This is a genomic window from Sporosarcina ureae DSM 2281 (assembly GCF_000425545.1).
GTDB lineage: Bacteria > Bacillota > Bacilli > Bacillales_A > Planococcaceae > Sporosarcina > Sporosarcina ureae.
This window is the reverse complement of the sequence record NZ_AUDQ01000001.1, coordinates 142,551-155,879: the sequence shown is the minus strand read 5'-3', so window position 1 is coordinate 155,879 and position 13,329 is coordinate 142,551. Positions and strand designations below refer to the sequence as shown.

Genomic DNA, 13,329 nt, shown 5'->3' with positions numbered 1-13,329 from the left:
TGATAGCTGGATTTTGAACGTGAAATTCCGACTTAGCGAGACCTTTGCCTAATTATTAGGTGAGGGTCTTTTTATTTTGTAAAAAACAAGGAGGAATTATGTTGGATCCGATTTTATTAGAATATGCATGGGTACTCTTAGTACTAATCGTACTCGAAGGCCTATTAGCAACAGACAACGCCGTAGTAATGGCAGTAATGGTAAAACACTTACCGAAACTCCAACAAAAGAGAGCCTTATTTTATGGTTTACTAGGGGCATTCGTCTTCAGATTCACTGCACTATTTATGATTACGTTTTTAGTAAAGTTCTGGGAGATACAAGCCATCGGTGCCATTTACTTATTGTTCATATCGGGTAAAAATATATACGATAAAATTACCCATAAGCCGGAAGGTCATCCAAATCAAAAGCCTAAAAAACAATCTGGTTTCTGGATGACCGTGTTGAAAGTGGAACTTGCAGATATTGCGTTCGCATTGGACTCCATGCTTGCGGCTGTTGCGCTTGCGGTAACATTGCCTGAGTTAGGTAACTTCCACGTCGGTGGCATTAACGGCGGACAATTCACTGTTATGTTATTAGGTGGTATGATTGGTTTAGTCATGATCCGTTTTGCAGCGAAACAATTCGTGGTTATGCTTGAAAAGTATCCTACATTGGAAACGGCAGCATTCTTAATTGTAGGGTGGGTAGGTGTCAAGCTAGTTGTGTTAACTCTTGCACATCCTGAACTGCTCATCATTCCAGAAGCTTTCCCACACTCTACACTGTGGAAAATGACGTTCTGGGTTGTGTTATTAATCTTGGCAGTAGGCGGATATCTACTGGCTGTCGCAAAAACTAAAGTGAAAGCTAATAGATAATACGAAAACAGTCTCTTCCAAGTAAGTTGGAGAGACTGCTTTTTTATCTCTAGTTTAAAATAGTGTAAAGAGTGTAAAGTTCTGTATATAGCTATCTTTTCATCAAGGGATTTGATAAAGTAAGAAAATGAAGTTTCCGTTATGAAAGGAATTTGAAAAAGATGAGGCTTTCCAGGGAAGTTTTTCATAAGTTTACTCCAGCACAGATAATTGCCTTCTACTACTTTTTGGCGATTGCATCCTCTTTTCTCTTATTGAACTTGCCGGGTGTATATAAACCGGGTGTAAAAGTAGCCTTTATAGATAGTTTGTTTACCGCTGTGAGCGCCGTGAGCGTTACGGGGTTGTCACCTATTAGTATCGGCGAAACGTACTCTGTATTCGGCATTTGCATGATCATGCTCGTGCTTCAGCTCGGTGGTATCGGCATCATGTCATTAGGTACTTTTTTCTGGCTACTTGTAAAGAAGAAAATCGGCATGAGAGAGCGGCAACTGATAATGATTGACACGAATCAGTACACATTACAAGGTGTCGTTCAATTAATTCGTCAAATCATTCAACTGATCGTTGCCATTGAGATTATTGGTGGCGGTATTTTAACATTATATATTTATCGTTTTTATAATTCATTTAGTGAAGCGTTGTTGAACGGTATGTTCATGGCGGTGTCTGCCACTACGAATGCGGGTTTTGACATTACCGGTTCATCGATGATGCCTTATCATGATGATTATATCGTGCAGCTTCTATTGATGATATTAATTATTTTAGGTGCTATTGGATTTCCAGTACTAATTGAAGTGAAGAGCTTTTTTTCAAAAAAAGTACCGCATTTTCGCTTTTCGCTTTTTACTAAGATTACGACGGCGACATTCGGTATTCTGCTACTTGTAGGTACATTAACGATTTGGTTGTTAGAATCATTCAATTCATTTAAAGGGATGAGCTGGCATCAGCAGTTTTTTACGGCATTATTCCATTCAGTTTCTGCACGCTCTGCAGGTCTTGTGACGTATGACGTGACGCAATTTAGTGAAGCGACAGATATTTTTGTTAGTGCGCTTATGTTCATTGGTGCTTCGCCAAGTTCTGTAGGCGGGGGGATCCGTACGACGACCTTTGCCATTGCGTTATTATTTCTCATTAACTTTGCAAGAGGGAATGACGTCATACACATTTTTAAACGCCAAATTAAGTTGATCGACGTATTCCGTTCGTATGCAGTTATTCTCGTCGCGTGTTTTATGGTGTTGGCGGCATTACTGTTACTGTTACTTACCGAGCCAGGTATACCTGTTATTCCATTGCTATTTGAAATCACATCAGCCTTCGGAACGTGTGGTATGTCACTCGGTATTACAAGCGATTTATCGGTGTTCGGTAAGTTGATTATTATGGCACTAATGTTCATCGGACGAGTTGGGTTGATATCGTTTATTTATACGATCGGTGGCAAATCGAATAAAACACCGTATCATTATCCAAAAGAGCGTGTCATTATTGGTTAATTTAAAATAAAAACCGCAGCAAGCGAATTTTCGCGTGCTGCGGTTTTATTATGGAGAGACGGTTTTCAATGCTTGTTCGGACAAATGATAGTGCTGTGCTATTTCACCTGGTATGTATTGTACAATAAGATACCCAGGGTCTTTTGTTACAGAAAGATTTTCTTTCAATTGAGCTGAGGTCTTTGTAACGAAAACTTGCTTCCGAATAGTTCGTTCCGTATAACCAATCGACTCAAACGTATCTCCAAGCAAATGTGGAGAACGTAAAAGTGTCTGATAAACTTCTTTTAGCTCTTCTTCTGGTACTACAGTATTCCACCATATCTTTCTAGGTAAAAACTTTTGGTGAAGTAAATAGTCCATCTTCAATAGACTTACTGCTATAGACGTATCGATTTTTAATATGTCTTCTAGGAAGCATTCCAAGCGGGTGAACAAGTCTTCGAACTGATGACCGATTCGTGACCAGCCTTGTTTTTCCCAAAACGCTCCGAATAATTGGAAAAAGTCAAATGGTGTATCGACTAATTCCGTTACGATATACTCCATAGAGTGTATAAATCGACCCGAATTCCAATATTTCTCGAGAATGTCTTCTGTTTGTTTGATCTTCAGCATATCATCAAAGGACAGGACGTTGTTTGATACAATTTCATAAGGAGCGGTGTCGATGTAACGATACCCATATTGCTCTGCTTGGATACGTAAACCAGTTCCGCGCAGTAGTTTCAAAAAACCTAGTTGTAATTCTTCAGGTCGTAAAGCAAACACTTCGTTAAATGTGTCACGGAAAGATGCGTAATCTTCTTCAGGTAGTCCGGCAATTAAATCAAGATGTTGATCAATTTTCCCACCTTCTTTCACCATCGTGACTGTGCGAGATAATTTAGTGAAATTCTGTCTTCTCTTTACTAGCTCATTTGTTAGATCGTTAGTAGATTGAACTCCAATTTCAAATCTAAACAGTCCTTTTGGCGCGTTATCGTTTAAAAACTGAATCACTTCTGGTCGCATGATATCGCCAGTGATCTCAAATTGAAATACGGTGCCAGGCAGATGTTCATCTATAAGAAACTGGAACATTTCCATTGCATAACTTCTGCTAATATTGAAGGTACGATCGACAAATTTAATAGTTTTAGCACCATGCTGCATCAAGTAGCGAATGTCTTCTTTTATTGCTTCTCGATTGAAGTATCGAACGCCGACTTCGATTGAAGAAAGGCAGAATTGACAAGAGAAGGGACAGCCGCGGCTTGTCTCAATATACATGACACGATTTGAGAGATGCGTAATATCCTCTGGAAAACGAAAAGGGGAAGGTAGTTCACGAAGATCCAATTTAGGACCTGGAGCTGTGATCTTCAACTTTCCATCTGAACGATATGCAATGCCTTGTACGGAAGAAAGATCTGCTTGTCCATCTACTGCTTGGAGTATATCTTTAAAGGTTTTTTCGCCTTCACCTATCGCAATAATATCGATTTCCGGTACTCTTTTTAACCATTGGTCATAGTCATATGTCACTTCAGGCCCACCACAGACTATAACGGTTTTAGGACTTGTTAGCTTTAGTAGACGAATTACCTTTATAGTTTCTTCTATATTCCAAATATATACGCTAAAGCCAACGACGTCTGGCGAATGTTGATACAGCTCTGAGACGATAGAAAGTGTAGGGTCATGAATAGTGAATTCGGCCAGCTCACAATGAAATTCTGGTGCTGCAAAAGCCTTTAAATAACGTATTGCGATATTCGTGTGTATATATTTAGCATTTAATGTAGATAAGACAATATTCATAGTAAAACTCCTAATCTTAAGTTAAAATAAGTATTTGAAAAGACAAAATAGACTATAGTCCTATGTGAACAGGAGCGTCAGTATGGCATAATAAGAAGCATTCAGAATTTATTTCCAAAATTGAAAATGTGTTACAGGTCCATAATGGATAGGTGCAATTGAGTTAAGGGGGTACTGCTACAGTGTTGAAAACATTAAATATCAATCGTTATCTAGAAAGTTCACTTTTTAAAATCGTTTTAGATGAAGATGGCGATATACTTGATATGACAGAAGCTGTTAAATTACTAATGCCTAAAGACTTTATCCCACATCATATATCTGAAATATTTGATCAAAGTTTGTTGGAACAAATAAAGAAACGGTTGCTTCTGTTGAAAACAGAAACGATAGCCGATCAAAATGTATTGATTGGTCATCTAGAAGTGCCGAATAAAAAAAGTGAACCTTGTTATATTATATACCAGCAATATAGCGGTAGGGCGATTTTAACAATAAAAATTGGTGAACAAAGCTATAAATTGAATCAATTATATGAAAGTGCTTATTTAAAGGCGACTATGCCAATGGCGCTAGTGAATGAATCGGGTTATATTATTTCGACGAATGATTTATTCTTGGAAATATTTCCTGACCAAACTTCCAGTGAACTTATACATCTACAAGACCTTTTTTATTTAATGGTCCCAACCTCTCCATTTACTTTTGAAGAATATATCTTAAAAGCACTAACACAAGAATCTTCGACAGTGAAAATGTCTTACACATCTAAAGGAATACAACGTTATCAAGATGTTAGTTTGACATTGGACTGTAAAACACAAATGTTTATCTTACGAATTGTAGATATTACTGAACAGGAACGTCTATTTGAGCAACTAGCGCACTCCGACCAATTATGCACGACTGGGGAAATTGCCGCAAGCATTGCACATGAAGTACGTAATCCGATGACGACATTACAAGGGTTTCTCCAACTATTGGAACACGAAGTAACGGGTAACGCACAAATGTATGTAAAAGTTATTCAAGACGAAGTCAAACGCATGAACGAGATATTGAATGAAATGTTAGTTCTATTAAAACCGGCTGTAGATGAAATTACTATATTTTCGTTATCCGTTTTAGTAGAAGAAGTACTTATATTGCTTCGACCTAAAGCATTGTTGGATCAAATTCACTTAGTGAATGAATTCAATGCTAAGGGATCTTTACTAATTCAAGCAAATCCGAACCGTATTAAACAAGTATTTATAAATCTTCTTAAGAATGCAATGGAAGCTATGAAAGCAAATGATACATTGTCTATCATGATAAGTGAAGGGAATCAGCAAAATGTGGATATTTTTATATCCGATACAGGAGCTGGAATGGGGGAAGAAATGCTTGAAACTATTTTCTTGCCATTTGTGACAGATAAACCAGGAGGTACTGGTTTAGGACTTCCATTTGTTAAGAAAACCGTTCAAGAACATGGAGGATCCATATCCGTTACTAGTGAAATTGGTAAAGGAACGGTTTTTCATTTATCATTTCCTCTAATTCCTGTAATGTTATAGAAATGACCAAAGGTTCAAATAGAAAAAGGCCGATCCAAAGGATCGGCCTTTTTCACATTGGCAACATTACTTGATGGTAGCTGCCATGTCTTTGAATTCTTCCATATGTTCGTTATTTTCTTTAGCGTAAATGGTTACGCGAATTAACTTGTCTTCCCGTTCAATGACATAGCCTGTGAAATAACCTTCTGTAGAATCTACTACTGCACCTTTAACAGACTTGATATCATCAGCTTGTGGAAGATCTGTTTCATCTGTAATCTCGATAGGTGTTTCACCGTCACTGGAAGCCGTCAATAACTCTCCCATATTTTCATAGAGTTCATCGAAAGTATACGATTCTTCATCTTTAGGCATAGTTTCGATTCGCATGAACATTTCACTATCTTCTTCTAGGTATAGACTGTCTCTGCCCGGTTCTTCACTTGTAAGTGTATACCCAGGGAGCACCATCATGGAGTAATCCTGTTCATCACTTGTTGTTTCTACAGCATCTTTCATTACATCTTCGCTTGCTTCTACTTCAGTGTCTGTTTCGATTTCTGTTTCATTTTCGGAAGAAGTGTTTTCTTCTGCATCTGTTTCAGGAGCAGCAGGTTCTTCTATAGCATTACCTGTTGTATCTTTTTCTGGGTCCGCATCAGATGTTCCGCACGCTGCAAGCATGATAGAGGCGGTTAGTGAAGTGAAAATAATACGCCATTTGTTGTTCATTTGGTACCACTCCTTCATATACTATTCTAATTTATTGGACGGATCACAGCGAAGAAGGTTTCAATCTTGTTTACTGTTGTTTAAGATAATATAACGTTTATGGTTGATTACTGTTTTTTCCTGCATGACCGATTCATCGAAGTCTTCCATATACGTTAAGTCTACAATTACAGAGTTTTCGTTCACTTTTTCTACAATTCCTTGTAAGCCTTCTTTGAATTCAATAATATCACCAATTTCTGCAATCATCATTCTAACCACCCTTTCTTCAATCATTATTATGCTAAGCAAAGAAATGAAACTGTACTATTGGGAATTCCTTTATAGTTTGCCTTATATTCTCCAAAACGTAAAGTCTTATCTTAAAAAAACATAGAAATATATAAATCCATACATCCATATATTTTGTCGAAAATTATCGATATTATTTCGGTTTAATAATATTGAGTTGTTGGTATATTAAAGAGTAGAGTATTTACAGATGAAAGGTGTGCAAGTAGTGCATAATTGTAAACTTGAAATAGAACGAGTTAGAGAACAATTAATTCAGGCTGCAGAAAAATATGGTATGGACGCCGAAAATACCATTGAACTTAGTCGTAAATTGGATGTATTAATTAATGAATTCAATGATGAAAAAGAAATACAACTGCCTTGAATTTACGCAAAAATGAATGTTTAACTCATAATAAATGTGGGAACACTATAAAAGAACACAGCAACATTCTCATTTCCCCCTTTTGTGGACCAATCTTGTATTGGTCCTCTTTTTTTGTTTTATTGTAAAAATATTTGAACTTCTGTACGATAGGATTAATCTTACATATTGAGGAGTGAAAATATGCAAAAAGAAAAGATTGCATTTATTGGAACAGGTGTCATGGGTTCGAGTATTGTCAAGCATTTGATTAACGCATCTTATGAGGTAACAGTATTCACTAGAACGAAATCAAAAGCTGAACCACTAGTAGGACAAGGAGCAAGATGGGCAAACAATGTAGCTGAAGCTATTGAACATGCTGACATTATTTTCACGATGATCGGTATGCCAACCGATGTGGAAGAAGTTTATTTGTCAGATCAAGGTATATTGGCAAACGGTCATCCTTCTCAAATCCTAGTGGATATGACTACTTCTAGTCCTGAACTAGCTATTGCCATTGCAGAAAAAGCAGCTTCTTTACAAATGGATTCACTGGATGCGCCTGTATCAGGCGGAGATATTGGAGCTCGAAATGGCACGCTATCTATTATGTGTGGAGGTAAAAAAGAAGTATTTGAAAAGTTATTACCGATTTTATCTGTTTTTGGTAAACAAATTGTTTATCAAGGAACAGCGGGAGCTGGGCAACACGCTAAAATGTGCAATCAAATTACGGTCGCTGGAAATATGATAGGGGCATGCGAAGCGATCGCGTACGCTATGGAATCGGGTCTTGATCCGGATACGATGTTACGATCCGTCACTTCGGGTGCAGCAAATTCTTTTAGTTTATCTGATCTTGGACCACGAATTATTACCGAGAATTATGAACCAGGATTTTATGTAAAACATTTTGTGAAAGATTTACATATTGCATTACAGGAAGCAGAAAGACTGAATCTAAAATTGCCAGGCTTACATCTTGCTTATGACATGTATGCAGATTTACTCTCAAAGGGTTATGGGGAAAAAGGAACACAAGTCCTGATTAAAAAGTATATAAAGTAAAATGTAAGAAATTATGTAATTTTCTTTATGTTTGTCGTGTAAAAAATCCACAATGGCAAATCTGTTGTACAGTAAATTTAAAAGCATCTATTTGCGAATAATCCACTGAGTGTAAAATACGCATACTTACTCACTAATTGCACATGCTCTTTAATATAGTATGAGCGAAAAGGAGGGAGTTATGATGTGGGATATTTGGTTGTGGCCTATGGTGTTTGTATCAGCTATAATGCTTTGGATCGGACTAGCTGGAGTTAGGAAAACGAGTCGTTCATTTCAGTTAAACGAAAAGAACAAAATACCCGATATTGCAGCTGAGCACCCATATGCAATGAACCCATTACTGTGGATCATCATTGTCGCTTCAGTTTTTATCATTTTCATCATTTTTTATTATTGGGCCTCTTTCTATTAAAGAAAGAGGTTTTTTGTTTTGTGAATCCGCTTTCTTTTAAGGTGGAAATTGGCTTTTTGTGGTATGATGGATTTGAAACAGTGAACGGACTTTTAGGTAAATATATTTAGATGAAGAATAGAAGGAGCGATCACCAATGGTTTCTATAAACAATAAAGATTTTCTTACTGCGCCCATCATAGATCAAATTATTTCTTCGGAAAAGGTTGCCCACGTGCAAATCGGAAATAACGCAGAGCATGCACTGCTTGTTTTGACCAAGACTGGCTATTCTGCAATCCCTGTACTGGATAATCAGTATCATTTGAAAGGGCTCCTCGGGATTGGAATGATTACAGATTCTATTTTAGGTATGGAACGCATTGAATATGAGAGATTAGAAGATATAAAAGTAGATGAAATTATGGATACGAATCTACCGACGATTCGTGTGAAGGACCGTTTTCAACGCGCAGTAGATCTTTTGATTAATCATCCGTTTTTATGCGTCACTGAAGAAGATGGAACATTTGCCGGTATTATTACGCGACGTGTGATTATGAAAGAATTTAAAAAGTATATTTATAACGTTTAATAAACTTACTGTAATAGAGCAGTGAAGCAAGTGCTATAGTAAAATAGTAAAGGGCTCCGATATAGGAGTCTTTTTCTAATAGAAGGAGTTGAAATAGCTGTGCCCAAAGAAACTAATCGGCCCTTTGTTCTTGCTGCTGTTATGCTCGCTATGTTTGTAGGGGCAGTGGAAGCGACAATTGTTACTACTGCAATGCCGACGATCGCTTCTGAATTAGGTGGGTTTTCTCGGTATAGTTGGATATTCTCATCTTATTTATTAATGAGTACCGTGACGGTATTAATTTATGGAAAGCTAGCGGATTTATTTGGACGAAAGCCAATTTTTTTTATGGGCGTGACGATTTTTTTGATCGGTTCCATACTTTGTGGATTCGCTGTCTCAATGGAGCAGTTGATAGTCTATCGCCTCATACAAGGCTTGGGAGCAGGAGCTGTTATGCCAATTGCGACGACGATTATCGGTGATATTTATTCAACGGAAGAACGTGCGAAGATACAAGGGTATTTGTCGAGTGTGTGGGGCGTATCGGCAGTTTCAGGTCCTGTAATCGGTGGATTGATTGTACAGTATGTGAGCTGGCAATACATATTTTGGGTAAACGTGCCGCTCGGACTACTGTCAATGGGTGTTATATATTTCTTTTTACATGAACCAAAAGAAACTCAAAAGGCTTCTGTCGATTACAAAGGTGCTTTTCTACTGACGTCTGCATTATCCACTCTCTTAATCTGGCTCGTAGAGGGAGGTCAAGGGTTCGGACGATTTTCAACTTTCGGTATAGCATTGATTATACTTTCTGGCATTTCATTTTGGCTATTTTTCAGACAAGAGAAACTGGCAAAAGATCCACTGATCTCATTTAGTATCTGGAAAAACCCCGTTATTTTATATGCGAATCTCGTATCGTTGACAACAGGAGTAATATTAATAGGAGTTTCCTCTTATTTACCTACTTACGTATCCGGAGTGATGGAACAACCAGCCATCATAGCAGGTTTCACATTAACTGCCATGTCGATTGGCTGGCCTCTAGCTTCCTCATTGGCGGGGCATTTACTCATACGTTTCGGCCCATTTCTCGTATCGTTTGCTGGCGGTGTGTCTCTTGTAATCGGCACGACGATGTTTGTCTTCATGACCTCAACACTAGGACCAGTATGGGCGGGGTTTTCTAGCTTCTTCATAGGCGTTGGAATGGGGCTGACCAATACATCTTTCATTGTTACGATTCAAGGGGCTGTACCGCGCGTACAAAGAGGCTCAGCTACTGCAGCGAATATGTTTATGAAGAATTTTGGCAATACAGTTGGTGCTTCTGTGTTTGGAGCAATTTTAAACGGTGCCCTCATTACCTATTTTACGAAAGAAAAATTGCCATACACGATTGATCACGTAAATACATTGTTAACGAAAGACGGTCGCTCGATGATTACATCACAGGAGTTAGTCAGTTTACAAAGCGGTTTAGACAGCTCATTGCACTGGGTGTACATAACGATTGCTTTATTTGCAGTCATTAGCTTATTATTGATTTTACGAATTCCACGAGGGAAGGTGACAGATCATGTCAACCATTGAACTGGATATTATCAAAGCATTGGCTGAAGAAGGCAACATGCGTAAAGCATCAGAGCGCCTTCATTTGTCCCAGCCTGCTTTGTCACAACGCCTCCAGACGATTGAAAAAGAGTGGGGTATGCAGTTGTTCATCCGTTCACAAAAAGGCCTGGAACCGACGCCAGCAGGTGAACACGTCATCAGCTACGCGAGGGAATCATTGGCAAAGAAGGACGAGACGATGGAATTGATCGCCTCACTTGAAGATAAAGTACATGGAACATTGAAGATTGCTTGTGCCTCTATAATCGGTCAGACCTGGTTGCCTCAAGTATTGAAAGACTATGTAGCACTTTATCCAGATGCCAAGATTTCTTTAATGACGGGATGGAGTTCAGAAATCTCCAAAGCTTTGTATGAAGGGGAAGCGCATATTGGTATTGTTAGAGGGCAAACAGATTGGAAAAGTAATCGTGTCTACTTATTTCGAGATCAGTTGTATCTAGTGGATTCTGAAATCTCGACCATTGATGAATTAAAAGACACCAATCGCCACTTTATTCAATACAAAAGTGATTCAAACTATTATATGGAAATCCAGCGCTGGTGGAATAAGCATTTCAATCAAAATCCAAGTCGCCAAATCATAGTCGATCAAATCGAAATGTGTAAGCAGCTCGCGTTAAAAGGTATCGGCTATGCTATACTGCCTTCCATCACATTGTCAGGTGATGAGAAAGTTAATCTAATCCCGTTGTTGAATAGCGAGGAAGAGTTTGAGCTGACACGCGATACATGGCTAATCGGATATGGTTCTACATTTGAATTGAAGCAAGTAAAGGCGTTTGTGGAAATCGTGCAGGAATATGCGGAGTTATTAAGGAAAGGTCAATAAAGAGGTTGAGACAGAACATAAAAACGTAAGGGGAATGAGTCCTTTACGCTTTTTTCTGTTCTTATCAGTAAATGTTTTTTTAGAGTATCAGAGTGTACCGGAACGGAGAAAGGCCGACTCCTGAGGGATCAGCGTGCGTCTTGAGACCCTGGACAGGTGCCTTAATTTCTGCAAAGTACACAGAAATACGGCCAAGCGAACCCTTCGTTGTTCGCTTGGCTCAAGCCACGCCCCTCGGAAAGCGTGCCTTTCGGAGTGCAGGGAAACGGGGTGAGATAGTTATGTCCCAGCCTCCTCGAGTGAAGACGAACTCTAGTAGTAATAGAGTTTGTCTTCGCTTTTTTGTATTATGCATAGTTTGTAACTAGTGGAAAGCGTCCATCTAGAATATTGCTACGGGCTTCTATCATGATACTGTTTATGGTGTTCTTGCAGACTCTATAAGTGACTTATTATTCCTTGCCCAGGTCAACGCAAGAATAAAGCAAAGTAGTAGAATGATTGTGCCGACTATATAGGGTGATTCCATATTTATGTCAAATATGTATCCAGCTGTAGCAGGACCAATCATATTTCCTAAACTCATATAGGCATTCATCATACCTGCCGCGTAGCCTTGTTCTTTACCGGCAAGTTTCGAGACTAACGTGTTGACTGCCGGCCGTAATAACGCAGTGGTAGTAGAGAAAATCGTTGCGACCAAGAGAATAGTGAAGAATGTGTTGACGAATAAAATACCTAACATAGCGACAGCTGCTATGACTAAATTGATTAGTATGATACGCATTTCTCCAAAACGTTTGAACAAACGATCGATGACAAATGTCTGGATAATAACACCGACAAATCCGCCAACCGTAATAATGATTGCGATTTGAGAAGGTGTGTAATTGTATTTTTGATCTACGTATAACGAGATGGTTGATTGAAAATTAGCTAATCCGAATGAAAATACAAACATGACAATCAGCATAACGAAATAAGGAGTTTGTGTGGATCTACGCATTTGCTGAAAGATGTTTTCGTTCATTGTGATTCCTTGCATCACAGGCTTAGGATTTGGTAGAAGCAATAAAGACACGATCGCTGCTACTATAGATGCCGATGCGGCGAAATAAAATGGGAAGTATAAGCTGATTTTAGATAAAAAACCGCCGATTCCAGGACCTATCATAAAGCCTAAAGACATCGAAGCGCCAAGTAATCCCATTCCTCGACCACGGTTTTTAGTTGATGTGATATCTGCCACAAATGCCATTGTAGGCGGTACGATAAAGGCGGCACCGAAGCCTGAAAAGAATCGTGCAACGTAGAGCATCCATAGTTCAGTTGATAAACTGAAAGCTAGTTGAGAAAAACCATAGATAAGCAATCCGAAAATAATAATATTTTTTCTGCCGTATTTATCTGAAAGGTTTCCTGAAATAGGTGAGAAGATAAATTGTGCAAAAGAGAACATCGCAATTAATAGTCCAAGTGCACGTCCTGCCACTCCGAAAGTAGCTAAAAATTCAGGCATAATGGGGATAATTAAGCCGACACCAGCCATGGCGATGAACATATTAAACATGAGAATGTAAAGTGCAATGCTTGTAGGGATTTTATTCATTCGGTAGCTCACTTTCCAAAAACTTTTTACTAATCGTATCATAAATAAATTGGCAATGTCTGCATCGTGCTTGGTATGCCATATTAAGAGGAAAGTAGATGTGAAAAAACGA

General features: G+C 38.5%; 13 protein-coding genes. 9 read left to right on the top strand and 4 right to left on the bottom strand.

The genetic code is table 11. The features are described from left to right. Positions 1–101: 101 nt before the first annotated feature. Together H605_RS0100800 and H605_RS0100795 are read left to right on the top strand one after the other, a co-directional pair. The gene (locus H605_RS0100800) at positions 102–866 is read left to right on the top strand and encodes a TerC family protein (RefSeq protein ID WP_029052448.1); all 765 of its coding nucleotides are present in this window, start codon (positions 102–104) and stop codon (positions 864–866) included. A gap of 161 nt (positions 867–1,027) precedes the next feature. Continuing rightward, complete coding sequence (locus H605_RS0100795) at positions 1,028–2,377, top strand: TrkH family potassium uptake protein (RefSeq protein WP_029052447.1); 1,350 nt, start codon at positions 1,028–1,030, stop codon at positions 2,375–2,377. Positions 2,378–2,425: 48 nt separating this feature from the next. Here H605_RS0100795 and H605_RS0100790 read toward each other — a convergent pair whose 3' ends face one another. Continuing rightward, positions 2,426–4,180 carry a B12-binding domain-containing radical SAM protein gene (locus H605_RS0100790; protein ID WP_029052446.1) on the bottom strand — a complete coding sequence of 585 codons (1,755 nt, stop codon included), beginning with the start codon at positions 4,178–4,180 and terminating at the stop codon, positions 2,426–2,428. Positions 4,181–4,362: 182 nt separating this feature from the next. On the opposite strand from H605_RS0100790, the gene H605_RS0100785 reads away from it, so the two are divergent. Continuing rightward, the gene (locus H605_RS0100785) at positions 4,363–5,739 is read left to right on the top strand and encodes a two-component system sensor histidine kinase NtrB (RefSeq protein WP_029052445.1); all 1,377 of its coding nucleotides are present in this window, start codon (positions 4,363–4,365) and stop codon (positions 5,737–5,739) included. Between the two features lie 66 nt (positions 5,740–5,805). Here the strand turns inward: H605_RS0100785 and H605_RS18290 are convergent, their stop codons facing one another. Both H605_RS18290 and H605_RS0100775 read right to left on the bottom strand, forming a co-directional pair. Continuing rightward, positions 5,806–6,453 carry a hypothetical protein gene (locus tag H605_RS18290; protein WP_051210414.1) on the bottom strand — a complete coding sequence of 216 codons (648 nt, stop codon included), beginning with the start codon at positions 6,451–6,453 and terminating at the stop codon, positions 5,806–5,808. 60 nt (positions 6,454–6,513) lie between these two features. Continuing rightward, the gene (locus tag H605_RS0100775; RefSeq protein WP_248681189.1) at positions 6,514–6,702 is read right to left on the bottom strand and encodes a YkvS family protein; all 189 of its coding nucleotides are present in this window, start codon (positions 6,700–6,702) and stop codon (positions 6,514–6,516) included. 250 nt (positions 6,703–6,952) lie between these two features. Here H605_RS0100775 and H605_RS18525 point away from each other — a divergent pair, with 250 nt between their 5' ends. From H605_RS18525 to H605_RS0100740, 6 genes are all read left to right on the top strand, one after another. Further along, positions 6,953–7,111 carry an aspartyl-phosphate phosphatase Spo0E family protein gene (locus H605_RS18525; protein ID WP_232321212.1) on the top strand — a complete coding sequence of 53 codons (159 nt, stop codon included), beginning with the start codon at positions 6,953–6,955 and terminating at the stop codon, positions 7,109–7,111. A gap of 183 nt (positions 7,112–7,294) precedes the next feature. Continuing rightward, positions 7,295–8,164 carry an NAD(P)-dependent oxidoreductase gene (locus H605_RS0100765; RefSeq protein WP_029052443.1) on the top strand — a complete coding sequence of 290 codons (870 nt, stop codon included), beginning with the start codon at positions 7,295–7,297 and terminating at the stop codon, positions 8,162–8,164. A gap of 184 nt (positions 8,165–8,348) precedes the next feature. Continuing rightward, complete coding sequence (locus H605_RS0100760) at positions 8,349–8,579, top strand: hypothetical protein (protein WP_029052442.1); 231 nt, start codon at positions 8,349–8,351, stop codon at positions 8,577–8,579. Positions 8,580–8,715: 136 nt separating this feature from the next. Then, positions 8,716–9,153, top strand: coding sequence for a cyclic-di-AMP-binding protein CbpB (gene cbpB, locus H605_RS0100750; protein ID WP_029052441.1), 438 nt, complete (start codon positions 8,716–8,718; stop codon positions 9,151–9,153). 141 nt (positions 9,154–9,294) lie between these two features. Next, positions 9,295–10,734: an MDR family MFS transporter gene (locus H605_RS0100745; RefSeq protein WP_169535186.1), complete on the top strand. Its 1,440-nt coding sequence runs from the start codon at positions 9,295–9,297 to the stop codon at positions 10,732–10,734. Further along, positions 10,721–11,608, top strand: coding sequence for a LysR family transcriptional regulator (locus tag H605_RS0100740; protein WP_029052439.1), 888 nt, complete (start codon positions 10,721–10,723; stop codon positions 11,606–11,608). The genes H605_RS0100745 and H605_RS0100740 overlap by 14 nt, the downstream gene beginning before the upstream one ends. A 418-nt stretch (positions 11,609–12,026) precedes the next feature. Here H605_RS0100740 and H605_RS0100735 read toward each other — a convergent pair whose 3' ends face one another. Next, entirely contained in the window at positions 12,027–13,217 is a 1,191-nt protein-coding gene (locus H605_RS0100735; RefSeq protein ID WP_037561331.1) for an MFS transporter, read from the bottom strand. Positions 13,218–13,329: the final 112 nt, after the last annotated feature.

Coding starts and splice junctions, on each gene's coding strand:
- H605_RS0100795 (WP_029052447.1), top strand. CDS start 1,028: ATGAGGCTTTCCAGGGAAGTTTTTCATAAGTTTACTCCAGCACAGATA.
- H605_RS0100790 (WP_029052446.1), bottom strand. CDS start 4,180: ATGAATATTGTCTTATCTACATTAAATGCTAAATATATACACACGAAT.
- H605_RS18290 (WP_051210414.1), bottom strand. CDS start 6,453: ATGAACAACAAATGGCGTATTATTTTCACTTCACTAACCGCCTCTATC.
- H605_RS0100775 (WP_248681189.1), bottom strand. CDS start 6,702: ATGATTGCAGAAATTGGTGATATTATTGAATTCAAAGAAGGCTTACAA.
- H605_RS0100765 (WP_029052443.1), top strand. CDS start 7,295: ATGCAAAAAGAAAAGATTGCATTTATTGGAACAGGTGTCATGGGTTCG.
- H605_RS0100760 (WP_029052442.1), top strand. CDS start 8,349: ATGTGGGATATTTGGTTGTGGCCTATGGTGTTTGTATCAGCTATAATG.
- cbpB (WP_029052441.1), top strand. CDS start 8,716: ATGGTTTCTATAAACAATAAAGATTTTCTTACTGCGCCCATCATAGAT.
- H605_RS0100745 (WP_169535186.1), top strand. CDS start 9,295: ATGCTCGCTATGTTTGTAGGGGCAGTGGAAGCGACAATTGTTACTACT.
- H605_RS0100740 (WP_029052439.1), top strand. CDS start 10,721: ATGTCAACCATTGAACTGGATATTATCAAAGCATTGGCTGAAGAAGGC.
- H605_RS0100735 (WP_037561331.1), bottom strand. CDS start 13,217: ATGAATAAAATCCCTACAAGCATTGCACTTTACATTCTCATGTTTAAT.